Raw genomic sequence first — 24,031 nt, forward strand, 5'->3', positions numbered from 1 at the left:
GAAAACAGACTACGAATCAGGCAAGGTTCACATGGTCACCCGTATCTCGACGCCGGACGCCGACATGCCGAAGTCTCCCGGTCGCACGGACCGCCAGCCCATTGCCATCGTGGGAATAGGCTGCCGGCTGCCCGCATGGCTCGACACCCCCGGCGAACTCTGGCGGGCCTTTCTCGGGGGAGTCGACGCCGTCCGCGAGGTGCCGGCCGACCGGTGGAATCCTTCGGAATGGGTGGACGCCGACCCACAGGCGCCGGGAAAGATGGCGAACCGCCGGGGCGGATTCCTCGACGACATCGCGGGATTCGATGCGGGATTCTTCGGCATCTCGCCCACCGAAGCGCGGCAGATGGACCCCCAGCAACGCCTTGCGCTGGAGGCGGCCCATTCGGCCGTCGAGGATGCGCGGATGGTGCCGGCGCGCCTCGCCGGTTCGCGTACCGGTGTCTATTTCGGCGCGATGTGGCAGGAGTACGCGCTGTTCACCGGCGGCGACGCCGAGGCGATCCGCGCGCATTCGGCCACGGGCTGGGACAATTCCGTGATCCCCGCGCGCATCGCGTACGCACTGGGCCTGCGCGGTCCCGCGATGACGGTCGCGACGGCGTCGAGTTCGTCACTGGTGGCGGTGCACCTGGCCGTGCAGAGCCTGCGGGGCGGCGAATCGGACGTCGCGCTCGCCGGGGGTGTCAATCTCATGCTGCACCCGCACACATCGGTGGCGATGACGAAACTCGGCACGCAGAGCCCCGACGGTCGTTGCCGGACCTTCGACGCCGACTGCAACGGTTACGTACGCGGCGAGGGCTGCGGGGTGGTCGTGCTGCGCCGGCTCTCCGACGCCCTGGCCGACGGCGACCGGATCTACGCGGTGATCCACGGCAGCGCCGTCAACAACGACGGCGCGTCCGACGGTTTGACCGCCCCCAGTCCCGAGGCGCAGACGGAGGTGCTGCGGGCGGCCTGGCGGGACGCCGGCATCTCCCCGCGCGAGGCTGCCTACAGCGAGGCGCACGGCACGGGCACGCCGCTGGGCGACGTCATCGAGGCCAACGCGCTCGGCACCGTGTTCGGACCCGGACGGACCGAGCCGCTCCGCATCGGCTCGGCCAAGACGAACTTCGGTCACCTGGAGGCCGCCGCGGGCATCCTGGGGCTCATCAAGGTCGCGCTCGCGATCCACCACGGGGAGATTCCGCCGAGCCTCCATTTCCGGACCCCCAACCCGCGCATCGATTTCGCCGCGAACAAACTCGATGTCGTCACCGCGCGCAGGCCGTGGCCGACCGGGCCGCGGTTCGCGGGCGTGAGCAGCTTCGGCTTCGGCGGGACCAACGCACACGTCGCCCTCGGGCAGGCGCCGCCGAGCGAGCCGACCGCCCCGACGAGGCCCGCACCCGATCGCAGGACGGCCCCCGAACAGCCGGTCTGCCTCGTGGTGTCGGGCACGACCGAACCCGCCCTGGCGCAGAACGCCACTCGGCTGGCGGACCACCTCCAGGCCGCGCGGGACGGCGACCTGGTCGACACCGCGTACTCCCTGGCGACCACACGTACGCATTTCGATGTGCGGGGTGCGGTGGTGGCTGGTTCGGTGGGGGAGGCGGTTGAGGGGTTGCGTGTGCTTGCGGGGGGTGGTGGTGGCGGTGGTGTGGCTGTGGGTTCGGTGGGTGTGCGTGGTCGGGTGGTGTTTGTGTTTCCTGGTCAGGGGGCGCAGTGGTGGGGGATGGGGAGGGTGTTGCTGGAGCAGAGTGGGGTGTTTCGGGGGGCGGTTGAGGAGTGTGATAGGGCGCTTGGGCGTCATACGGGGTGGTCGGTGTTGGCGTTGTTGCGTGGTGAGGTTGAGGGGGGTGTTGCTCGTTTGGGGCGGGTGGATGTGGTGCAGCCGGCGTTGTTTGCGATGTATGTGGGGTTGGCTGCGGTGTGGCGGGGTTGGGGGGTGGAGCCTTCTGCGGTGGTGGGTCACAGTCAGGGTGAGGTGGCTGCGGCGGTGGTGTGTGGTGCGTTGAGTCTTGAGGAGGGGGCTCGGGTGGTGGCGCTGCGCAGTCGTGTGGTGGGGGAGTGTGCGGTGCGTGGGGCGATGGGGTTGGTGGAGCGGCCGGTGGGGGAGGTGCGGGAGCGGATTGCGGCGTATGGGGGGTCGTTGTCGGTTGCGGTGGTGAATACCAAGAGGTCGACGGTGGTGTCGGGTGATGAGGGGGCGGTGGAGCGGTTCCTTGCGGAGATGGAGGGGCGGGGTGCGTTCTGTCAGAAGGTGAATGTGGACTACGCCTCGCACAGTGCGCATATGGATGCGTTGTTGCCCGGGTTGCGTGAGGAACTGTCTGAAGTTGCGGCTGGTGATGCGGAGATCGCGTTCTATTCGAGTGTGACGGGGGAGGTGCTTTCGGGGCGGGAGTTGGATGCGGATTACTGGTGTCGGAATCTGCGGGAGCCGGTGCGGTTCGATCGTGCGCTGGAGCGGTTGCGGGCGGACGGGCACGGGGTGTTCGTCGAGGTGAGTCCGCATCCCGTGCTGGGGGTCGCACTGGCCGACGCCTGCGGTGCGGCCGGTGCGGCCGGGGAAGCGGAAGACGGCGCCGGGACGCCCGGGGTCGTGGTGGGCAGCCTGCGGCGCGAGCGCGGCGGCATCGACCAGCTGTGCCGGGGGCTGGGCGAGCTGCACGTGCAGGGGTACCCGGTGGCGTGGGACCGGGTGTTCGCCGGCCGCGGCGCCCGCACCGTCGACCTGCCCGCCTACGCCTTCCAGCGCCGACGCCACTGGCTCGGCGAGGACGACGACGCCGATCCCGTGGCCGACGGCCCTGCGTGGCGCGAGGAGCTGACCGCGCTCCCCGAGCCCGAGCGCCTGCCGTGGCTGGTGGACCTCGTCCTGCGGGAGGCGGTGGCCGTACTGGGGCGGCCCGCGGGCACGGTGCGGCCCGGCACGGTGCTGCGCGACCAGGGCTTCGACTCCCTCACCCTGGTCGAGCTGCGCAACCGGCTCGTCGCGCGGACCCGGGTCGCCCTGCCCGCCGTGCTCGGCTTCGACCACCCGACGCCACGGGCGATCGCGGCGCTGTTGCTGGAACGGGCGGCCGCCGGGCCCGACGCCGTCGGCCGGCGAACGGCCACCCCTGCGGCCCCCGCGGCCCCGGCGAAGCGTGCCGACGACGACCCCATCGCCATCGTGGCCATGGGCTGCCGGCTGCCGGACGGGATCGACACGCCCGAGGCGTTCTGGGACCTGCTCGCCGAAGGCCGCGAGGCCATCGGTCCGTTTCCGGCCCGCTGGGACCGGTGGGACCTCGGCGCCCTCCACGACCCGGAGCTCGAAGCCGCGGGCAGGACCTTCACGCGCGAGGGCGGCTTCGTGCGCGACGTCGAACTCTTCGACGCGCCGTTCTTCGGCCTCAGCCCGCGCCAGGCCCGCTCGATGGATCCGCAGCAGCGGCTGGTTCTCGAAGTGGTGTGGGAGGCGCTGGAACGGGCGAACCTGCGCCCCGAGACCCTCGCGGGCAGCAGGACCGGCGTCTACCTCGGCGCCATGAGCTCGGACTACGACGTCGAACGGCGCTGGAACCCCGACGCCATCGACGGCCACCAGCTCACCGGCAACGCGTCGAGCGTGATCTCGGGCCGGGTGGCCTACACCCTCGGCCTCGAAGGACCGGCCCTCACGGTCGACACCGCGTGCAGCTCCTCGCTGGTGGCGCTGCACCTGGCGTGTGCCGCGCTCCGCCGCGGGGAGTGCGACGTGGCGCTCGCGGGCGGGGTGACGGTGATGAGCACTCCGCAGATGTTCGTCGAGTTCAGCCGCCTGAAGGGGCTCGCGCCCGACGGACGCTGCAAGAGCTTCTCCGACCGCGCCGACGGCACGAGCTGGTCGGAGGGCTGCGGCGTCCTGGTGCTCAAGCGCCTCTCGGTGGCCGAGCGCGCGGGCGATCGTGTGCTGGCCGTGGTGCGGGGCACGGCGGTCAACCAGGACGGGCGCAGCCAGGGTCTCACCGCGCCGAACGGCCTCGCCCAGCAGCGAGTGGTGCGAGACGCCCTCACCGACGCACGGCTGACCCCGGCCGACATCGACGCCATCGAGGCCCACGGTACGGGGACCGTGCTGGGCGATCCCATCGAGGCGGGCGCCCTCACCGAGGTGTTCGCCGGGCGTGAGCGGCCGTTGTACCTCGGATCGTCCAAGTCCAACCTCGGTCACGCCCAGGCCGCCGCCGGGGTCGTCGGCGTGATGAAGATGGTGCTTGCCCTCCAGCACGAGGTGCTGCCGGAGACGCTGCACGCGGACCCGCCGAGCACACACGTCCCCTGGGCGGGCAGCGCACTCGAACTCCTCCGGCGCCCCCGGCCGTGGCCCCGGGCGAAGCGGGTGCGGCGCGCGGGCGTCAGCTCGTTCGGCATGAGCGGGACCAACGCCCACGTCGTGCTCGAAGAAGCGCCCGCGCCCCACGCCACGGACACGTCCGCCGACACCACCGCGCCGGCCCCGGACACCCTCGCGTACCCGCTGCTGATATCGGGCCCCGACGAGCCCGCACTCCGCGCACAGGCCCGGCAGTGGGCCGCGTGGCTCACCGAGCGCTCCCCCGCGTCGTTGCGCGACATCGCCTGCACCGCAGCCCGGAGCCGTACGCATTTCGATGTGCGGGGTGCGGTGGTGGCTGGTTCGGTGGGGGAGGCGGTTGAGGGGTTGCGTGTGCTTGCGGGGGGTGGTGGTGGCGGTGGTGTGGCTGTGGGTTCGGTGGGTGTGCGTGGTCGGGTGGTGTTTGTGTTTCCTGGTCAGGGGGCGCAGTGGTGGGGGATGGGGAGGGTGTTGCTGGAGCAGAGTGGGGTGTTTCGGGGGGCGGTTGAGGAGTGTGATAGGGCGCTTGGGCGTCATACGGGGTGGTCGGTGTTGGCGTTGTTGCGTGGTGAGGTTGAGGGGGGTGTTGCTCGTTTGGGGCGGGTGGATGTGGTGCAGCCGGCGTTGTTTGCGATGTATGTGGGGTTGGCTGCGGTGTGGCGGGGTTGGGGGGTGGAGCCTTCTGCGGTGGTGGGTCACAGTCAGGGTGAGGTGGCTGCGGCGGTGGTGTGTGGTGCGTTGAGTCTTGAGGAGGGGGCTCGGGTGGTGGCGCTGCGCAGTCGTGTGGTGGGGGAGTGTGCGGTGCGTGGGGCGATGGGGTTGGTGGAGCGGCCGGTGGGGGAGGTGCGGGAGCGGATTGCGGCGTATGGGGGGTCGTTGTCGGTTGCGGTGGTGAATACCAAGAGGTCGACGGTGGTGTCGGGTGATGAGGGGGCGGTGGAGCGGTTCCTTGCGGAGATGGAGGGGCGGGGTGCGTTCTGTCAGAAGGTGAATGTGGACTACGCCTCGCACAGTGCGCATATGGATGCGTTGTTGCCCGGGTTGCGTGAGGAACTGTCTGAAGTTGTCACCGCTGACGCACGGGTGGCGTTCTATTCCAGCGTCACCGGAGAGCCCCTTTCCGGGCGGGAGTTGGATGCGGATTACTGGTGTCGGAATCTGCGGGAGCCGGTGCGGTTCGATCGTGCGCTGGAGCGGTTGCGGGCGGACGGGCACGGGGTGTTCGTCGAGGTGAGTCCGCATCCCGTGCTGGGGGTCGCGCTGGCCGACGCCTGCGGTACGGCCGGTGCGGCCGGTGCGGCCGGGGAAGAGGAAGACGGCGCCGGGACGCCCGGGATCGTGATCGGCAGCCTGCGGCGCGAGCAGGGCGGCATCGACCAGCTCTGGCGCGGGCTCGGCGAGCTGCACGTGCGGGGATATCCGGTCGCCTGGGACCGGGTGTTCGCCGGCCGCGGCGCCCGCACCGTCGACCTGCCCGCCTACGCCTTCCAGCGCCGACGCCACTGGCTGGACGCACCGGAACCGAAACCCCGCCCCACCGCGACCGCGGCGGGCCACCTGCCCGCCGGGCACCCGTGGCTCGGCGCGATGACGACCCTGGCGGGCAGCCCCGGGTATCTGTTCACGGGCCGGCTGTCCCTGGACGAGCACCCGTGGCTGGCCGACCACATGGTCGCGGGAGCCGTCCTCGTGCCGGGCGCGGGCCTGCTCGACGTGGCCCTGTCGGCGGCACGCGCCGCAGGCGCCGACACCGTGGCCGAGCTGACCCTGCTGGAGCCCCTCGTCCTGACGGAGTCCTCCGCGCTGCGGCTCCAGGCCACCGTCGGTGCCGCCGACGCACACGGACGGCGCCCGTTCGCCCTCTACAGCCAGCCCGAGGACACCGAAGAGCCGTTGACCTGGCGGCACCACGTCACCGGCGAGCTGGCGAAGCGCGCCGGTGCGGGCGCGGAGACGGAGGCGGCCTTCGAGGAGCTCCGGAGCTGGCCGGTCACCGGTGCGCAGGCCCTCGACCTCGGCGACTTCCCCGCACGTGCGCGGGACCGGGGGCTCGCCTACGGGCCCGCGTTCCAAGGCCTCCAGGAACTCGCCCGCCGAGACGACGTCCACTACGGGCGCGTACGCCTGCCGCAGCCGCTGGAGGCGACCGACTACGGCCTGCACCCGGCGCTGCTCGACGCGGCGTTGCACGTCGTCGTGGCCGGGCTCCTGGAATCGAGCACCGACCCCAGGCCGCCCCTGCCGTTCATCTGGTCCGACGTCGAGCTCTACCGCGCCGGCCCCACCGAGCTCAGGGTCCGCGCCGAGATCGAGCGCGGCGAGGACCCCGATCGCACCCGGGCCACCCTGTGGCTGGCCGACCCCGCGGGCACCCCGGTCGCGCGGGTCGGCGCACTCCAGTTGCAGCGCGGCACGGCCGAGGACGGTGGCCAAGGCCCGCACGCGCACCACGAGCACCTTTACCGCGTCGACTTCGAAGCCGCGCCCCTCGCCGAAGAGGCTTCCGGGCTCAGCGACACCGTCGTCCTCGGTGACGTCGCCCTGGGACGTGCGCTCGGCGCCGAGGTCGTGTCCGGCATGGACGCTCTCCTCGCAAGGCTCGACACCGGAGCGGCCGCCCCCGAGCGGATCCTGATCCCCCTCCCCGGCGCCACACCCCCACCCACGGGGACACCCGGCGCCGGCGACACACCCGCACCCACACTCATGCCGGCGCCCGACGCCGCACCCGTACAGACGCACGGTCACACCCCCGCGCGGACCCCCACCCCCGCCCCCGCACAGACAGAGGACACCCAGGGGATCACCGCCGACGCGCTCCGGTCCCTGCAGCGATGGCTCGCCGACGACCGGCTCCGCCGCACGGAACTCACCTGGATCACCCGCCACGCCGTGCCGTCGGGCCCGGACGACGAGGTGCGCAACTGGCCGCACGCCCCGCTCTGGGGCCTGGTGCGCGCGGCACGCACCGAGCAACCCGAACGCGTCCTGCGCCTGGTGGACCTCGACTCCGGGACGCCCGACCCCGAACTCCTCGCGCGGGTACTCAGGACCGGTGGCGAGCCCGAGTGGGTCCTCCGCGGCCAGACGGCGCTCGTGCCACGGGCCAGGCCGGTTCGCGGGGGCGAGACGCTGACCGTGCCGGACCGGGGCGGCTGGCACCTGCGCGTCGAGGAACGAGGACGCCTGGACGCCTTCGCCATCGTGCCCTCCGAGGAGGAGCACCGGGAGTTGGCACCAGGCGAGGTCCGCGTCCGGGTGCGCGCGGCCGGGGTGAACTTCCGCGACGTGCTCAACGCCCTCGACGTGGTGCCCGCGCCCCGGCTGGGCCTGGAGTGCGCCGGGATCGTCCGGGAGACCGGCGCCGGTGTGACGCACGTGCGCCCCGGCGACCGGGTCATGGGCATGGCCATGGGCACGTTCGGGGACGAGGCGCGGATGGACGCGTCCAGGCTGGTGCGGATCCCCGACGCGCTCACCTTCGCGGCGGCCGCGACCATCCCCGTGGCCTTCGTCACCGCGCTGTACGGCCTCGACGATCTCGCGGCGCTCGCTCCGGGCGAGCGGGTGCTCGTGCACGCGGCGGCGGGCGGCGTCGGTATGGCGGCGGTGCAGCTGGCACGCCTGCGCGGCGCGGAGGTGTTCGCCACCGCGAGTCCCGCCAAATGGCCCGCGCTGCGCGCCCTCGGCCTCGACGACGCGCACATCGGCTCCTCGCGCGACACCGGCTTCGAGGCCACCTGGCTGCACGCGACCGGCGGCCGCGGCATGGACGTGGTGCTCAACTCCCTGGCCGGCGAGTTCACCGACGCCTCGCTGCGGCTGCTGCCCCGCGGCGGGCGCTTCCTGGAGATGGGCAAGACGGACCTGCGCTCGCCCGCCGAGGTGGCCGCGGACCATCCCGGCGTGGACTACCACGCGTATGACGTGACGACCGACATCGCCCCCGCGCGGATCAGCTCCATGCTGTCCGAACTCGCCGGCCTGTTCGCGCGGGGCGCGCTCACCCCGTTGCCCTGCTCCGCCTACGACGTGCGCCACACCCCGCACGCCCTGCGCCACATGCAGCAGGCGCGGCACGTGGGCAAGCTGGTGGTGACCATGCCGCGTGCCCTCGACCCGGAAGGCACCGTGCTGATCACCGGCGGAACGGGGGAACTCGGCCGCGCGCTCGCCTCGCACCTGGTCCGTGCGCACGGCGTGCGCCGGCTCGTCCTGTCCTCCCGGCGCGGCGCCGGCACCCCTTCCGCCGACGCGCTCGTGCGGGAGCTGGAGGCCGCGGGCGCCCGGCAGGTGCGTGTGGTGGCGTGCGACGTGGCCGAGCGCGCCGAGGTGGCCGCCCTGCTGGACGACGCCGTGAACCCCGGACATCCGTGGACGGCGGTGTTCCACCTCGCCGGTGTGCTGGACGACGGCCTTGTGCCGGGCTTCACAAAGGAGCGGCTGCGCCGGGTGATGGCACCCAAGGTGCTCGGTGCCCGGCATCTCGACGAGCTCACGCGGCGGCTGGACCTGGCGGCGTTCGTGCTGTTCTCCTCGGTGGCGGGCACGCTGGGCACCGCGGGCCAGAGCGGTTACGCCGCGGCGAACGCCGCGCTCGACGCGCTGGCCGCACACCGGCGGAAACGGGGGCTGCCCGGCCTCAGCCTCGCCTTCGGGCTCTGGGAGCAGGCCGGCGTCGGTATGACCGCGCACCTCGGCAGGGCCGAACTGGGCCGCCTGCGGCGCCAGGGCATCGGCACCCTCACCCTCGACGAAGGACTGCGCGCCCTCGACCTCGCGCTGGCCCGGCCCGAACCGTACCTGGTGCCCGTCCACCTGGAGCTCGCCTCGCTGCGGCACGCGCTCGGCGACGCCGAACCGCCCGCCGTGCTGCGCGCGCTGGTCGGGCCGCGCCCCACCGCGCACCAGGCCGGTGCCCAGGAGGACGAACCGACGCTCCACGACCGGGTGGCGGAACTGCCCGAATCCGAGCGGCTGGACGTACTGGCCGACATGGTCCGCGACGAGGTGGCCGCGGTACTCGGTCTCTCCGGTCCCGAGGAGGTGCCGAGGGACAAGGCGCTGCGTTCGCTCGGGCTCGACTCGCTCACCATGATCGAGCTGCGCAACCGCCTCGCCAAGCGCGCACACGTCACCCTGCCGGCCACGCTGGTCTTCGACTATCCGACCGCCGACGCCATCGCCGGGCTTCTGCTCCGCGGCGGCGTCTCCCAGTGAGAAGGAGTACGGCTTGAACATCGCGGGTCTGTTCATCGCGGGTATCGGGACCTACCTGCCGCCGGCGACCAAGGTAGAGCAGGCCGTCGCCGACGGCCGGTACGATCCCCAGGAGGCCGAGGACACCCAGCTGGAATCCATCTGCGAGGCCACGGACGAGACACCGCCCGACATGGCCGTCAGCGCGGCCCGCAGCGCGCTGGAGCGGTCGGGCCACCGCCCCGAGGACGTCAAGCTGATCCTGCACGCCAGCATCTACTTCCAGGGTCTGGAGCTGTACTCGACGGCCTCCTACATCCACCGTGCCGCGCTGGGCACCCACTCGGCGCTCGCCTTCGAGGTCAAGCACGCCTCCAACGGCGGCATGACCTCCCTCGACGTCGCCGCCCGCTACCTCGCGAGTGCGGACGACCACACGGCCGCCCTGGTGACCACCGCGGACAAGTGCTGCCTGCCCGCGATCGACCGCTGGAACTGCGACATAGGGATCGTGCCCGGCGACGGCGCCACCGCGATGGTGCTCAGCCGGAGGTCGGGCTTCGGGAGGGTGCTGAGCACGTCCACGGTGTCGGACCCGACCCTCGAACGCCTGCACCGCGGAGACCAGCCGTTCGCCTCCTACAGCGATCCGACCAGGCCCGTCGACCTGCGCTCGCGCAAACTGCAGTACCTGGGTGACGTGGAGCTCGACGAGTTCACCCGCCGGTTCCGGGCGGGTCTGCAGAGCTGCGTCGACGGCGCGCTGGCCGACGCCGGCATCGAGCTCCGCGACGTCGCCCGTTTCGCCCTCCCGCACTCCGGGCGCGTCGTGCTCCAGCGCGAGTACCTCCGCCAGCTGGGTGTCGACGAGGCCCGCACCACCTGGTCCTGGGGGCGCACGGTCGGTCACATCGGCGCCGGCGACCAGATCTCCGGCCTCGGCCACCTGGTGGAGACCGGCGCCCTGAACCCCGGCGACCACTGCCTGATGCTCGGTGTCGGCGCCGGCTTCACCTGGACGTGCGCCGTGGTGCAGATCGTCGAGCGTCCCTCGTGGACGTCGCCGGCCGGGTCGCAGTGGTCGTCTTCGTCGCGCGAGGGCAGCTGATGCGCGCCTGTGTCTTCCCGGGCCAGGGCGTCCAGAAGAAGGGAATGGGCCGGGGCCTCTTCGGGAGTTTCCCCGAACTCCTGTGTGCGGCCGACGAGGTGCTCGGATACTCGGTCGAGACGCTGTGCCTTGAGGACCCCGAACGGCTGTTGCGGAAGACGGAGTACGCACAGCCCGCGATCTACGTCGTCAACGCGCTGCACCATCTGACGGCGTGCCGGCAGGGTCGCCCGCCCGCGGACTGTCTGGCCGGCCACAGCCTCGGCGAGTACAACGCGCTCTTCGCCGCGGGCGCCTTCGACTTCCGGACCGGCCTGGTGCTGGTGAAGCGCCGCGCGGAGCTGATGGGCCGGGCCGACGGCGGCGGGATGGCGGCGGTGGTCGGCATCTCCGAGGGAGCCATCGAGGAGACGCTGAAGGCGCACGGCGCCGCCGGGGTCGTCATCGCCAACCACAACGCCCCCGAGCAGTTCGTGCTGTCCGGGAGCAAGGAGGAGCTGGCGCGGATCAGACCGGTCTTCGAGCGGCTGGATGGCGTGCGGGGATTCGTTCCGCTGCGGGTCAGCGGGGCGTTCCACTCGCCGCACATGGCGAGGGCCGCCGAGGAGTTCCGGGAGTTCCTGGAGCCGGTCCCGTTCGGGGAGCTCAGGACACCGGTCGTCTCCAACGTGACCGGCCGCCCCTTCGAGCCCGGCGGACAGTCGGTCCGGCAGGCACTCGCCGAGCAGATCACCCGGCCCGTCCGGTGGGACGAGTGCGTTCGGTACATGCGGAAGGCGGGCGTGTCGGAATTCGTGGAACTGGGCGAGAGCAAGGTCCTGACATCCCTCATCGAGAAGATCACGGCGGAGGAGGACCAAGCGCACGGAGGACGCCGGGAACTGATCGAGCGGATCAAGCGGGACGTCCTCCGGCCCGAGGTCGGCGACGCGGCGCTCCAGTTCGACGAGAACCAGTCGTTCCGGCAGCTCGGCCTGGACTCCATCGTGTACGTCCGGCTGGCCCGCAAGGTCCAGGCGGTGTTCGGCATCCCCTTCAAGCCGGACATGATGTACGCGAACCGGACATGCGCCGCTCTGGCCGACTATCTGCTCGCGCGGCAGGCCGAAGCGCAGGCCGAAGCGCAGGCCGATGCGCAGGCCGATGCGCAGGCCGCCCCGAAGGCCGAAGCGAAGCGCGCCCAGAAGACCGAGCCGAAGGCCGCGCCCGAGGACGGCGGACCCTGGCGCGACTACCGTGACGAACGCGTCCTGGCGCTGCTGCGCGACTGCGCGAACGGCACTCTGAGCGTCGGGAAGGCCATCGAGAAGCTCCGCACCGGGGGCGCCTCTCATCGGTGAGGAGACGCCTCCGGCAGGGGGACGAGAGCGAGGGCGGTGCGGAGGGCGGCCGGGAGATCGAAGGCTGCCATGCCGAGTGCGTTGAGCCAGGAGAGGAACTGGGGGAGTGGGGACTTCATCTTGTGTGCGAGGTGCATCAGGTCGGAGACGTACCGTACATCTGAGTGGCCCCTGGTCACATGACATTCGCGTATGAGAGCCAGTGCCAAGTGATAGGTGAGGCCAGGCGGCAGGTCCTCGCGATTGGTGGCGATGCCGTACGAAGCCAGCCGCTGGGCCAGCTCGCGGGGTCTGACATGAAACGACTGGGCAGCGAACACCAGCCGGGCGAACGGGACGGTGGCGCCGGTCTCCGTCGCCCACCAGTCGAAGCCGCCGTCCACGGAGAGGAGCTGCTCGTCCAGGGCATCGGGATGCGAGGGCGGCCGCAGCGGAATGACGTAACCGAACTGCCTGGCCCGGGCAATCACACGCGCGAGGGGCCAGCCGCGCTCTGCGGCACATGCGAGGAGAGGAGCGTAGGGAATGGGTCCGGGCGGCTGTCCTAGGTGCTGCTCCCCACGGAGCAGGAGCAGATCGTCGGATCCCGCGTCGGCGGGGAACGTGTGTGGCGGCGCGAAGCCCAGTGCTGTGAGTCTGGAGAGTACCTCTGGCACCGGGATGTCGAGAGCTTGGGCTGACGCGAGGAGATGTCCGGCCGTCAGCGGCTCAGCCGTGTCCACCCACGGCGACTCACCGTTCAGGCCCCGGCTCAACAGGGTGACTATCTCGGCGGTCGGGAATGCCGGAAGCGCTCCCGGGTCGGCGGGGAAGCCGTACTTGGTGAGGCGGGCGCAGACGTCGGCGACGGACAGTCCCAGCGTGAGCGAGGCGAAGGCGATGTGCCCGAGCGGCGCGGGTTCTCCGGGGTACAGACATCGCAAGTCCTCGTCCGAGACGCCCAGCGTCAGCACCGGTTCGTTGCGCGCGGCGAGAGCTACGGCGATCAGGTCGTCGGACACCTCGTACCCTTGCGCTCGCAGCCCCTGCGCCACCTCGGCGAGTTCCAGGTCCCATCTTCGCGCGTACCGTGCGAAGTCGTGCATGGAGAGCGGAGCCCGGCCAGGCTCCTCCTGGGCATCGCCCGTCAGTTTGAGCAAGGCCGCACGTGGCGACGGTTGAGGCTGCCCACTCGAATCGTAAGAGGCCAAGAGCTGTTTTTTCGAATCCCGCCACCGCCACATTGCCGAGCCCGTCTGGCGGGCTACGAGGTGCTGGTCCGACGGCAGTGCGGGCAGCACCTCGCCGAACTCGCTCAGCTCCGGACAGAACTCGGTGAGGGCGGTGAGCGGCTCGTTGGGCCGGTGTGCGAGGAGGCGCCACAGATAGATGTGATCGGGTACCGCCTTGTCCATAATTTGGGCTGCGAGCAGGCGGTAGGCCAGATTGTCCAGCGCTGAGAAGGTTGAAGTGCTCAGCAGCTCGACGTCCGGGGGGAAACATCCGGTCCGTGCGGCATTGAATTCGATCCCGCCGAGCTCGAAGGTACGGCCCCGCTCGATCATGGCTAGGGTAAGGATGTCGGCCACGCCCGGGTTGGCCGCCGCCGCCAGGCACACCCATGCGAACGTCGGCACGGTCTCGTCGTCCGCTACCAGCGCCGAGGCGGCGCCGCGCAGCAGCTCCGCCACGCGGTCCGCCACGTCGTCGAGGATCTGGGACCGGTCGGCGGTGAGGCGGCCGGGTGAGAGGGGGCCGGAGAGGTTCACGACGACGCCGCTCAGCCCGGGGCCTTCGGCGGACAACACACCGCGGCGCACACCCGGCTGGACGACGAGCCCGTCCACGAGCAGCGCACCGCCGCTCTCGCACCAGACGACCTTGGCCCCCTCCGGCGCGCCGGCCCACTCGGACAGGACGCCGCGCACGCTGAGCCCCTGGCTCTCCCCGCGCCGGCCGGCACGGGGCCGCAGCCGACCCGGCTCCCAGGTGGTGGCCCGCTCCTCGTCACGTGCGGTGGTCCTGAACTCCGCGATGCCCAGGACCCGTTCGAGGGCCGCCACGCTGGACCAGCGGCTGTTCGGCCCGGAGTTCGGTTCGCGCAGGTAGAGACGGACCCGGGTACCGGGCTCCTGGCCGCGGTCCGCGAGCTGGTTGATGCGGAACAGGTGCCCGGGGCCGAAGATCGAGACTTCCAGCAGGGGGCCGAGGGCTCCGGTGCGGCTCATCCGGCAGGTGGTCACCCGTATCTCGTCCGCGAGCATGAAGTAGCTAAGCACACCGATGCCGAACCGGCTGTTGGGATGGAACGGGATCCCCTGCTGGCGCCAGGCCGCGAGTTCCAGCTTGAAGTCGGCCTGCTCGGGGAAGCGCGCCCCGGCGTTCGAGAAGACGCCGCGCAGTTCCGCCTCGCCCATGCCCACTCCGTCGTCATGGCACTCGACGTACCTCCGGCCGTCCGCGTCAACGGCCTGGGTGAACGTGATCTCGCCCCGGTACGGATAGGCGGCCGGACCGGTGCTCTCCAGATACCGGCTACGGGCCCGGCGGAACCGGCACGCGTCCAGGGCGTTTTGGTACAGCTCCCGGATGGCGAGGTCGGGGTCCTTGTAGAGCTGCACGCCCATCAGCAGGCCCCGGATCCGGCGTTCGTCCAGGCGGAAGCTGGCCCAGCCGGTGAAGACTCCCCTGGCGGGGGTCAGACCGTCGGTGGACAGCCGGGTTGGCAGGGCGGGCATGGGCACGTTGATCCGCTCGCGAACGGTCCTGGTGATTGCGTGCAGCAGCTCGTCGGTCCGCAGGACGTAGGCCCGCAGCGCTTCGACGACCGCCTCATGGTGGCACTCCGCCCGGAAGACGGGAAGCTCGGGGGTGCCGCCCCAGTCCGCCCGCTGCAGTGTGCGCCGCAACTGGGACACATCGACCGGGAACGGGATGCCGAGGTGCTCCACCACGATCTCCGGCAGCGCGGTGAGCTCGGTGGTGGCGGCGTAGGCCAGGGCGAGGAGGAGGCTCAGGCGCTGCTCCCGGATCCGCTGGCTGCCGGGGCCCCGGACCCGTTCGTCGGCGTGCAGCCGGCCGAGGTGGTCCGGGTTGCAGACGTCCGGGCCCCGGCGCAGCCCGTGCAGCAGCAGGCTGATCCGCTCCGGGGTGAGGACGTCCCCCAGGGTCCGCGCCGCGTCACCGGTGAGCTCGATGAGGGCGCCGATCGTGTGCTCCTCCGCGAAACCGCCGGCCTGCAGGAGCCAGCGGTGGAACAGCCACCAGCCTATGGGGGCCTCGGCTGCCGGACGCAGCAGTGCCCGGGCGACCAGGACGTCATACCCCTCGGCGAAGGCCTCGAAGGACCGGCGCTCCTCCGTCGCACGCTCCGAGCGCCTCAGCACGCCGGGGCCGACCGCGGCCAGCCCCGACGCGAGGTCGAGCGAGTGTGCCTGGTAGAGGAACGGGGCGAGGACGAACAGCGCCGCCTCGGCCGGGTACAGGTCGAGCGGTGCCTCCTGGGCGGGCTCGCCGAGCAGCCATTCGATCCGGGCGAGGAAGCGGGCGGCCAGGTCCGGGTCCGGCCACGGATCGTCGGCCAAGGCCTGTCCGACGTGGTCCCGCAGCCGGGCCAGACCAGCGGCCACCTGCGCGCTGTGCAGACGGAACGGGGCCGCGTCGCGTTCGGCGGGGATGTGCGTCCACACCGAGGAGTGGAAGACCGCGTGCGCCCAGTCGACCGCCGCCAGGTCGGGGGGCAGGTCGTTCTGCCGATCGTAGCCGAGGTTCAGCTGCCCGATCGAGCCGGTCTGAATTACCGGCCCGTTGACCGTGCTGTCTCTGAGATCGTTGCGGCTGCCCCGGTGTTCCATTCCGCCCCCTGCCTCGCTCGGAGCCAAGCGTAGGACGGCGGACCCCGTCGGCTCAGTCGGCTGGGCCGATCAGGGTGGCACCGGGCAGGGCAGGGCCGCTCCCGAGGGGCGGCGACGGGGCGGGCGGCTCAGCCGACCTGTGCCGTCCAGTCGTCGTTGGCGTGGGCGAGGGCCAGGCGCAGCGACGGGCAGTCGAACCTGCTGCCGGGCGGCGGCGGGGTGCTGTCGGGCGTGCTGTTGCCCGGCGCGGCGGGCGTCCACGTCGATCCGGACAGCACGCGGATGCCGCTGCTCTCGAAGGTCTGACCGGCCATGTCCCCGCAGTAGTAGCCGGCGCCGGTCGCGGGGTTCACCGAGGTGTAGACCTCGAACATGTCCCAGCCGAACGGGAACTGCGGCAGGTCGTAGCTGCCGGAGCTGGTGAAGTAGCTGTCCCAGGCGTGCGTCCGGTAGTTGTACAGGTAGGACGTCCAGGTGTTGGACGCGGCCGACGTCCGGTGGATGTCCACGTTGTAGGCGGGCCTGCCGTTCACCGTGGTGGTGTAGGTGGACAGGAAGGCGGAGTCCATCGGGGTGAGCTTGCCGACCCGGTCCCGTCCGCCGCACCAGTCCCACGCCCACAGGTCGGGACCGTCCGGCGTGTAGGCGGTGGTCATCTCCATGCACGCGCCGCCGGCCGGGATGGCCGTCGGCGCGTAGACGTAGTCGCCGCCGCTGGTGGCCTTGGCGCCGGGCACGACGCTCTGGGTGGCCTGCAGGCCCAGGCTGGCGCCGTTGGGCAGGTTCACGCCCCAGGTCGTGTGCAGTTGGGCGGCCTGTGAGTCCTGTGAGTCCTGTGTGTCCCGCGTGGCCCGGGCGGCAGGGCTCTGCCCGGTGGCGGCGTGCGTCCGTTCGTAGGTGAGCTGCCGGAACCGGTCGGCCGCGCCGCCGGCCGCCCGCTGCGCGGCCTTTCCGGTGAGGCCCGGGACCTCGCCGGCGATAGGTGCGACGGCGCCGCGTGACGCCGGGTCGTCGGCGGGCGGCCGGGCGATGCCGGCGGTGCCCGGGGACTCCGCGTTCGTGTGTGCCGGTATCCGCGCCGCTGACGGTATGTGTGCGGATGCCGCCGGGTGGGCTGGCGCCGGGGCCGCCAGCGCGGGGTTCAGCCCGCCGGCGGCGAGCAGGGCGGCTGCCGCGGTCAGGACCGCGGCCACGGTTCTCGCTCTGGTACCACGGAGCATGCGCATGGGGGGATGCCCTTCTTCTTCGCTGTCGCTGCGATCGCTCTGACGGGGGTGGATCGGCCTCCACCGGTGCCTGCGTCCACCGGTGCCGTGCGTCAGCTCGTGGCCCAGTACACGGTGTAGTACTGGTGGTGTGTGCGGGCGATGGGCGCCAGGGTGACCGTCCTGCCGTCGGCGGTGGCCGTGAACGTCAGGGGCGCCGATGCCGCGCGTATTGAGCCGGTGGTGAGCGTGGGCATCCGCGACGGCCGGCTCGTTCCGTAGCCGCCGGCCAGGACGACGGGGCCGTGCAGCACCGCGGCCACGCGGGAGTTGTCGGGAGTCGGCTCGATCGTGGTCCGCATCGGCAGGGAGACCTTGACCGTGTCGCCGGGCCGCCAGGCGCGGTCCACGGTCAGGCGGCTGCCCGGCGCGGGTGCCGGCAGCGGCGTGCCGTTGACGGTGGCCTGCGCGCCGCTCGCCCAGGACGGGATGCGCACCGACAACTGGTGCGTGGCACTCCCCGACACCACCGTCAGCGTGGTGCCCGCCTCGTCCGGGAAGTTGGTGGTCTGCCGCCACACGACGCCCTTCTCGGTCCAGGTGACCTCGGAGGGGATGAAGAGGTTCACCAGCAGGCGCGTGTCGTCGTGGGTGTAGACGGTGTCGGCGAACTTGGCCTGCGTCTCCATGCCGGTGCCGTGGTCGCAGGAGAAGTTGGTGTAGTCCGTCGAGTACACGTTGGGGTCGGAGCCCATGAACGACGGCTGCTGTTTGAACGCGCCGGGGACCAGACCGGTGTAGTAGATGTTGAAGCCGTGGGCCGAGTCCGGGTCCTGCTCGCCGAGCATCTGGTTGAACAGGGTGCGCTCGTAGTAGTCGAGCAGGTCGGCGCGGTCGGGGGCGTGGAAGTGCACCAGGCGGGTCAGCTTCAGCATGTTGTAGCTGTTGCAGTTCTCGCAGGTGCCGTTGGAGAGCTGGGAGGCGATGGCGTCGGGCTCGTGGAACGCCTCACCGTTGCTGTTCCCGCCGATGACGTAGGTGTGGTGGTCGGTGACGATCTTCCAGAAGTTCTCGCCGATGCTGCGGTACTTGGCGTCCAGGCCCTCTTCCCACTGCCGCATCGCGCCGACCATCTTCGGTATCTGGGTGTTGGCGTGCAGCCCGGCGAGCCGGTCCTCGTTCCGGGCGAGGGGGTCGAGGACGCGGGCGTGGTAGAACCGCTCGGACACCGTCAGCCATCGTGCGTCGCCGGTGATCGCGTGCAGGTTGGCCAGCACCTCGGCCATCCCGCCGAACTCCGTCTCCAGCACCGCCTGCATCTGCTGGTACGACAGGCGTGCGGTGCGGGCGTCCACCCATGCGGCCTGGCGCAGCACCACCTCCAGGGCCTGCTGGTTGCCGGCCAGCTGGTACTGGTCGACGAGACCGGCCATGATCTTGTGGATGGTGTAGTACGGCGCCCAGACGTCGGTCCTGGCCTCCAGCCGGTCGAAGAAGCTCTCCGGGAACGCCGACAGGTACCCCGTCCGGAACCCGGCCTGCGGTGAGCGCGCCTGGCACTCGGCGAGCGCGGCGACCACCCGGGCGCCCTTGTCGCGCAGCGCGGTGTCCCCGGTGTTGGCGTACGCCAGGGCGAGTCCGGACATCAGGTGGCCGGTGCTGTGGCCGCGCAGTTCGACGTCGGGTCCCTCCCAGCCGCCGCACGGCTGGGCGGAGCTGGCGATGCCGACGTTGCGGCGGAAGGTGTGCAGCAGGCGGTCGATGTCGACGAACCGCAGATAGGCGGAGTTGCGCGCCTGGTTGTCGCGGAAGACGCCGGGGAGCAGCTTGACCGCGGTGAGCGGGAAGGCGCGGACGGCGGTTGCCGCGCGGGGTCTTCTGGACGCGGTGGGGGTGGCAGGGGCGGCGGGGGCGGCTGCCTGCCCGCCGTGTGCCGTCGTGGGTGCGGCGAGTGCGGGGGTGCCGCCCGTCGCCGCCAGGGCGGCGGCCCCGCCTGCCGCCGCGAGGAAGTGCCGCCTGCGCAGGTGTCGGCTCATGCCTGGCCTCTCGTATGCCGGGGCCCTCGGCCGGGCCCGTGGTGTCGCGCTCCATGTCCCGGAGGTGCGCGATGTGGGGGACGTTCGAGATGTCGTGACGACTATTCGAGATTTCGAACGATGTGCGACATACTGTGCAGCCCTCAAGGTACCGAGGAACACCGGCGTGTCAATGGGCCTTACGTGGCGGGGTGGTGCTCGCCTTCCCGGGCCCAGGAGGGGCCCGGTTCCGGCGCGACGTTGTGGAAATTCACCTCGCCTCCGCAGGTGGTGCAGGTGAGGCGGACGTCCGCACGGTGGCCGCAGTCCAGGTGCCGGAGCACGATGGGCGGCCCGTCCGGTCCGGCCAGGTGCCGGTCGCCCCACCGCATCAACGTGGCGACCGCGGGGAAGAGGTCCCGCCCCGCCTCCGTCAGCACGTACTCGTACCGGTCCGGGTCACTGGCGTACTTCACCCGGGCGAGCAGGCCCGTGTCGACCAGGGTCGCCAGCCGGGCGGACAGGGTGGGGCGGGGGATCGACAGGTTCCGCTGGAAGCGACTGTAGCGGCGGACGCCGAGGAACGCCTCGCGCAGGATCAGCAGGGTCCAGCGTTCGCCGACGAGCCTCAGGGTCCGCTCGACCGACTCCGCGTCGAAGCGGTGGGCGAGGTCGCGCTCGACGGACCCGGAGCGCGGCCCGGGACGTGCCGGGGTGTCCGTCCCGGCGCCCCTACCGGGGAGCGCCGGGGCGTCCGATCCCGACTCCTTTCCGGGGTGCGCCGGGGTGTCCGTCCCGGCGTCCCTTCCGAGTCGGGCCGGGGTGTCCGGCCTGGGGCGTCGTCCGGGCCGCGCCGGGTCGCCGGTCACAGGGCCAGGACCAGCTTGCCGGTGTTCTCCCCCGCGAACATCCCGAGCAGCGCCTCGGGGAACCGCTCGACGCCGCCCTCGACCACATGGGTGCGCTCCCTGAGCCGGCCGGAGCGCAGCCATTCGGACAGCTCCACCCTGGCCTCGGCGTACCGCGCCGCGTAGTCGAAGATGACGAACCCCGTCATGGACGCCCGCTTGACGAGGAGTTGCATATAGTTCGACGGCCCCGTCATGCCGTCTGCGGAGTTGTACTGCGACACGGCTCCGCTGAGCACCACCCGGGCGCCGCGCGCGAGCCTGGCCAGCACGTCGTCCAGAATGTCGCCGCCGACGTTGTCGAAGAACACGTCCACGCCGTCCGGGGCGAGGTCCTTCAGCTGCGCCCGCACGGAGCCGGCCTTGTAGTCGACGGCTCCGTCGAAGCCCAGCTCGTCCACGAGGTAGCGGCACTTGTCGGGGCCGCCCGCGATGCCGATGGCACGGCATCCCTTGATCTTCGCGATCTGCCCGGCCAGGCTGCCGACGGAACCGGCGGCGGCGGAGACGACCACCGTCTGGCCGGGCTCCGGACGGCCGATGTCGAGCAGGCCGAAGTACGCCGTGAGACCGCTGAAGCCGAGCGCGCCGAGGTGGACGGGGGCCTCGCCGAGGGAGAGGTCGACCGCGGCGACGCCCTTGCCGTCGCTGACCGCGTACCGCTGGACGCCGAAGGTGCCGCTCACCACCTCGCCGACGGGGTGGCCGGGGTGGTGCGACTCGACGACGTGCCCGATTCCGGCGGCCCGCATCACCTCGCCCAGACCGACCGGGGGTACGTAGGAGCGGCCCTCGTTCATCCACGAGCGCATGGCCGGGTCGATGGACAGGTAGTCGACCGCCACGAGGAACTCGCCCTCGCCGGGCCGCGGGGCCGGTTCCTCGACGTACTTCCAGTCCGAGGCCTTGGGCAGGCCGACGGGCCGAGCCGCCAGGCGGTACTGGGCGTTGGTCCGGGTCACGTGGGGGGCTCCTTCTTCGGTGCGGGTGCGGGTGCGGGTGCGGGTGCGGGTGCGGGCGCGAGTGCGGGTGTGGGTGCGGGGGCGGAGGTGCGGATGCGGTGGGCTGGAGTGTGCGGGGGCGGGTGCGCGGGGCTCGGGTGTGCGGGGCTCGGGTGTGCGGGTGTGGTGCCGGCTCCCGGCGCGGGGCCGGGGCGCCGTCCTCACAGCTGGTCGGTGCGGATCGGCAGGCCCAGCAGGTGGCGGCCCGCCACCTCGAAGGTGGCGGCGTTCACCTGGAGGTGGGCGGTCGCGGTGTGCGCGTCGCGGAACCTGCGTTGCAGGGGCGAGTCCTCGTACACGGCCGCGCCGCCGCCCAGTTCGTACATCGCCGACGTCACCTCGGCCGAGGTCCGGGCCGCGTGGGTGGCGGCGAGGCGCAGCCCCACCCGCAGGCCGTCCGGGACCGGGGCCTCGTCCTGTGCGGCGTCCCACGCCTCGGACACCGACTGGTAGTACAGCAGGCGCGCGGCGCGCAGGGAGGCCTCGGCGCGGGCCACCGCGGAGTGCGTCGAGCTACGCTCGGCGAGCGTCCGGCTCGAACCGGAGGGCCGCCGGACGGTCGCCAGCGCCACGAGGTCGTCGACGGCGCCACGGGCGTTGCCGAGGGCGGCCGCGGCCACCGACAGGGCGAAGAAGCCGAAGAGCGGGAAGCGGTGCAGCGGGGCGGCGTCCGCGGGCGGCCCGTCGACCACCGACGCCACCCGGTGGGCCGGGACGAACACGTCGTCGGCCACGGCGTCGTGACTGCCGGTGCCGCGCAGGCCGCCGGTGTGCCAGGTGTCCAGGACCTCCAGCTCGGCCGTGGGCATCGCGACGACCCGCAGCACCGGCGCGGAGCCCTCCGCGGCGTCGGGGTCCGCGAGGACGCATCCGGCGAGCAGCCAGTCCGCGTGGGTCACACCGCTGCAGAAGGACCAGCGGCCCGAGACCCGCACGCCGCCGTCCACGGGCCGGGCCTTGCCGCGGGGCGCCCACACACCCGCCCCCACCGACCGTGGGTCGCCGAAGACCTCCTCGGCGCCCTTGGCCGGCAGGTAGGCGCTCAGCAGGCTGGTGGTCGCGGCGATCGCCACGCACCACCCGGCGGACGCGTCGCCACGGGCCACCGCCTCGGCGGAGCGCAGCACCTGCGCGGGTGGCACCTCGGGACCGCCCAGGGCCTTCGGGACGCCCGTGCGGCACAGCCCGCCGTCGACCAGCGCGGCCACGAGCTGCTCCGGCAACGACCGCTGCTCCTCGGTGCTGCGGGCCAGGGTCCGGGCCAGATCCGCGCTCTCCAGCGCGGCTCCGCGCAGTTCCCCGAAGCCGCCCCAGTCGTCGTCCGCGGTCGATCCGGCCCTGCCAGGCATCGTCGGCAACCCCAATCGGTTCAGATTTCTTACCGGTTCAGAAAACTAACCAGGGTGGCGGGCAACGTCAACAGGGGATGCCAACGCCTCGCGGTCCGCGGGAAAAGGGTTTGAGGGAGGCGGCGCCCCGCTGTTACGTTCGTGGTGGACCGTGAAGTCGTCGTATGGAGGTGAGCCCCGTGAACACAGTTACCCGTGGGTGCTCCCTCAACCCGTCACGGTCCGGCGGCTGACGTTCGGTGTCGCCAGGAGCGCCTGAGATCGAGGCACTCCTGGAAGGAGACTCCGATGAACACGAAGCCCTTCACATCCGGCCTGAGCGAGAACGCGGTGATGATCACGCGCGTCGCGGACAGGCAATGGCATGCACTGGATGACGACCTGGTGGTCGGCCGCGGGCATGCGGAGCACCGGCCCGACGGACGCTTGTTCGTCAGCATCGACGCCTGGCACGACGCCACCTTCGACCGGCTCGCCGAGGCGATGCTGGCGGAACTGCCGGCGCCGCTGTACACGCTGGTCGACGAAGCCGACGGCGAGCTGACCGCCGCCTGGCGGCGGGCCGGTTTCACGATCCGGCGCCGCGAGTGGGAGTACGTCGTGCCGACCGACCCGCGGGTCACGGGGCTCGGGGAGGTCCTGCCGCCTCCGGGCGTGACGATCGTGCCCGCCGGTCAGGCGGACGAGAGTCCGCTGCGGGCGGTGGACCGCGCGATCCGTGCCGAAGTCGAGGCGACCGCCGGGTGGTGGCAGTCGATGCCGGCGGAGGTGATCACCCGCCCCGAAGGCGACACCATCGTCGACCCGTCGAAGTACGCGGTGGCCGCGGCCCCGGACCGCTACCTGGGGCTGCTCCGGGTGGTGACGGTGCGCCGGCCGCGTATCGGGCTGGTCGCGGTCCGGGCCGGCGAGCAGCGCCGCGGCATCGCGCGGGCGCTGCTGGCCCACACGCTTCGGACGCTGCACCACCGCGGGTTCGCCGAGGCGTGGACCGAAGTCCACGAGTCCAACCGGGCAGCCTCGGGGCTCTTCGAGGGCATCGGCGCCCGGCCGGTGAGCAGCAACCTGGAGCTGGTGCGATGACGAGGAACAGGAACGTCATCGAAGTCGAGGGCAGGGTCGTCGAGTGCCTGCGCAGTGCCATGTTCACCGTGGAGCTCGAGAACGGCCACCAGGTGCTCGCGCACATCAGCGGGAAGATCCGCAAGAACTACATCAAGATCATGCTGGCGGACCGGGTACTGGTGGAGCTCCCGCCGTACGACCTGACGCGCGGCCGGATCGTGTTCCGGTACCGGAACTGACCGCGGGTCCGCACCTTCCGCGGTAGCTGATCCCGGGGCTCCGGTCACGGCGTCTCCGTGACCGGGGCCCCGCCATGCACAGGATGCCCGGCGGGCCCGCTGCCGGCGACGGCCCGCGCCGTCAGGCGGCCCGGTGGCCCGCGTTCGAGTTCGGTGCGCAGTTGTGCGCGGTCCACGGCCTTCTCCCACTCGCCGACGACCAGGGTCGCCACGCAGTTGCCCGCGATGTCGGTGAACACGAAGGCGGCGGAGAGGATGCTGTGCACGCCCAGCACCAGGGCGATGCTGCTGACCGGGATCGTGTGGGTCGCGCTCGGGGTCAGCGCCGGCACGGCGATCGCGGACCCGGACACCCCGGCGCCGCCCTTGGACGTGAGCAGCAGCACGAGCCGCAGACCGGGCTGGGCCCCCAGCTCAGGGCCGTCCCGGTGGACTG

Annotated in this window: 12 protein-coding genes; 5 read left to right on the top strand and 7 right to left on the bottom strand. The window is 72.0% G+C overall.

Translation table 11 applies throughout. The annotated features are described in order from the left end of the window. Positions 1-31: 31 nt before the first annotated feature. From ACSMXW_RS23925 to fabD, 3 genes are read left to right on the top strand one after another with little or no spacing between them, the layout of a single operon-like run. Positions 32-9,553 carry a type I polyketide synthase gene (locus ACSMXW_RS23925; protein WP_485799238.1) on the top strand — a complete coding sequence of 3,174 codons (9,522 nt, stop codon included), beginning with the start codon at positions 32-34 and terminating at the stop codon, positions 9,551-9,553. A 13-nt stretch (positions 9,554-9,566) separates the two neighbouring features. Beyond that, positions 9,567-10,640 (top strand): ketoacyl-ACP synthase III family protein, encoded by a 1,074-nt coding sequence (locus tag ACSMXW_RS23930; RefSeq protein ID WP_485799239.1) that lies wholly within the window; start codon positions 9,567-9,569, stop codon positions 10,638-10,640. Further along, on the top strand, positions 10,586-11,980 hold the full coding sequence (gene fabD / locus ACSMXW_RS23935) for an ACP S-malonyltransferase (RefSeq protein WP_485799240.1): 1,395 nt from the start codon (positions 10,586-10,588) through the stop codon (positions 11,978-11,980). The genes ACSMXW_RS23930 and fabD overlap by 55 nt, the downstream gene beginning before the upstream one ends. Here fabD and ACSMXW_RS23940 read toward each other — a convergent pair. From ACSMXW_RS23940 to ACSMXW_RS23965, 6 genes are all read right to left on the bottom strand, one after another. Further along, positions 11,971-15,813, bottom strand: coding sequence for a wHTH domain-containing protein (locus ACSMXW_RS23940; protein WP_485799241.1), 3,843 nt, complete (start codon positions 15,811-15,813; stop codon positions 11,971-11,973). The two genes, fabD and ACSMXW_RS23940, sit on opposite strands and share 10 nt — an antisense overlap. A 128-nt stretch (positions 15,814-15,941) precedes the next feature. Further along, positions 15,942-17,039 (bottom strand): hypothetical protein, encoded by a 1,098-nt coding sequence (locus ACSMXW_RS23945; protein WP_485799242.1) that lies wholly within the window; start codon positions 17,037-17,039, stop codon positions 15,942-15,944. A gap of 92 nt (positions 17,040-17,131) precedes the next feature. Beyond that, positions 17,132-19,054 carry a glycoside hydrolase family 127 protein gene (locus ACSMXW_RS23950; protein ID WP_485799243.1) on the bottom strand — a complete coding sequence of 641 codons (1,923 nt, stop codon included), beginning with the start codon at positions 19,052-19,054 and terminating at the stop codon, positions 17,132-17,134. Positions 19,055-19,233: 179 nt separating this feature from the next. After that, positions 19,234-19,902 (bottom strand): winged helix-turn-helix transcriptional regulator, encoded by a 669-nt coding sequence (locus ACSMXW_RS23955; protein WP_485799244.1) that lies wholly within the window; start codon positions 19,900-19,902, stop codon positions 19,234-19,236. Further along, positions 19,899-20,903 carry an NADP-dependent oxidoreductase gene (locus tag ACSMXW_RS23960; protein ID WP_485799245.1) on the bottom strand — a complete coding sequence of 335 codons (1,005 nt, stop codon included), beginning with the start codon at positions 20,901-20,903 and terminating at the stop codon, positions 19,899-19,901. Before ACSMXW_RS23960 ends, ACSMXW_RS23955 begins: the two co-directional genes overlap by 4 nt. Before the next feature lie 200 nt (positions 20,904-21,103). Beyond that, a complete protein-coding gene (locus tag ACSMXW_RS23965) occupies positions 21,104-22,291 on the bottom strand; it encodes an acyl-CoA dehydrogenase family protein (RefSeq protein ID WP_485799246.1) in 1,188 nt (395 codons plus the stop codon). 288 nt (positions 22,292-22,579) lie between these two features. On the opposite strand from ACSMXW_RS23965, the gene ACSMXW_RS23970 reads away from it, so the two are divergent. Both ACSMXW_RS23970 and infA read left to right on the top strand, forming a co-directional pair. Then, positions 22,580-23,374 carry a GNAT family N-acetyltransferase gene (locus ACSMXW_RS23970; RefSeq protein WP_485799247.1) on the top strand — a complete coding sequence of 265 codons (795 nt, stop codon included), beginning with the start codon at positions 22,580-22,582 and terminating at the stop codon, positions 23,372-23,374. Further along, positions 23,371-23,595, top strand: a complete 225-nt coding sequence (gene infA / locus ACSMXW_RS23975; RefSeq protein WP_485799248.1) for a translation initiation factor IF-1 — start codon at positions 23,371-23,373, stop codon at positions 23,593-23,595. The genes ACSMXW_RS23970 and infA overlap by 4 nt, the downstream gene beginning before the upstream one ends. 44 nt (positions 23,596-23,639) lie before the next feature. On the opposite strand, the gene ACSMXW_RS23980 is transcribed toward infA, so the two are convergent. Next, a complete protein-coding gene (locus tag ACSMXW_RS23980) occupies positions 23,640-23,981 on the bottom strand; it encodes a hypothetical protein (protein WP_485799249.1) in 342 nt (113 codons plus the stop codon). Positions 23,982-24,031 lie beyond the last annotated feature (50 nt).

Source organism: Streptomyces sp. DSM 116793 (assembly GCF_057320905.1).

What these genes read in the sequence shown, in the direction of transcription:
- ACSMXW_RS23965 (WP_485799246.1), bottom strand. Translation starts at nt 22,291, where the DNA reads ATGCCTGGCAGGGCCGGATCGACCGCGGACGACGACTGGGGCGGCTTC.
- ACSMXW_RS23945 (WP_485799242.1), bottom strand. Translation starts at nt 17,039, where the DNA reads ATGCGCATGCTCCGTGGTACCAGAGCGAGAACCGTGGCCGCGGTCCTG.
- ACSMXW_RS23950 (WP_485799243.1), bottom strand. Translation starts at nt 19,054, where the DNA reads ATGAGCCGACACCTGCGCAGGCGGCACTTCCTCGCGGCGGCAGGCGGG.
- ACSMXW_RS23940 (WP_485799241.1), bottom strand. Translation starts at nt 15,813, where the DNA reads ATGGAACACCGGGGCAGCCGCAACGATCTCAGAGACAGCACGGTCAAC.
- infA (WP_485799248.1), top strand. Translation starts at nt 23,371, where the DNA reads ATGACGAGGAACAGGAACGTCATCGAAGTCGAGGGCAGGGTCGTCGAG.
- ACSMXW_RS23970 (WP_485799247.1), top strand. Translation starts at nt 22,580, where the DNA reads ATGAACACGAAGCCCTTCACATCCGGCCTGAGCGAGAACGCGGTGATG.
- ACSMXW_RS23925 (WP_485799238.1), top strand. Translation starts at nt 32, where the DNA reads ATGGTCACCCGTATCTCGACGCCGGACGCCGACATGCCGAAGTCTCCC.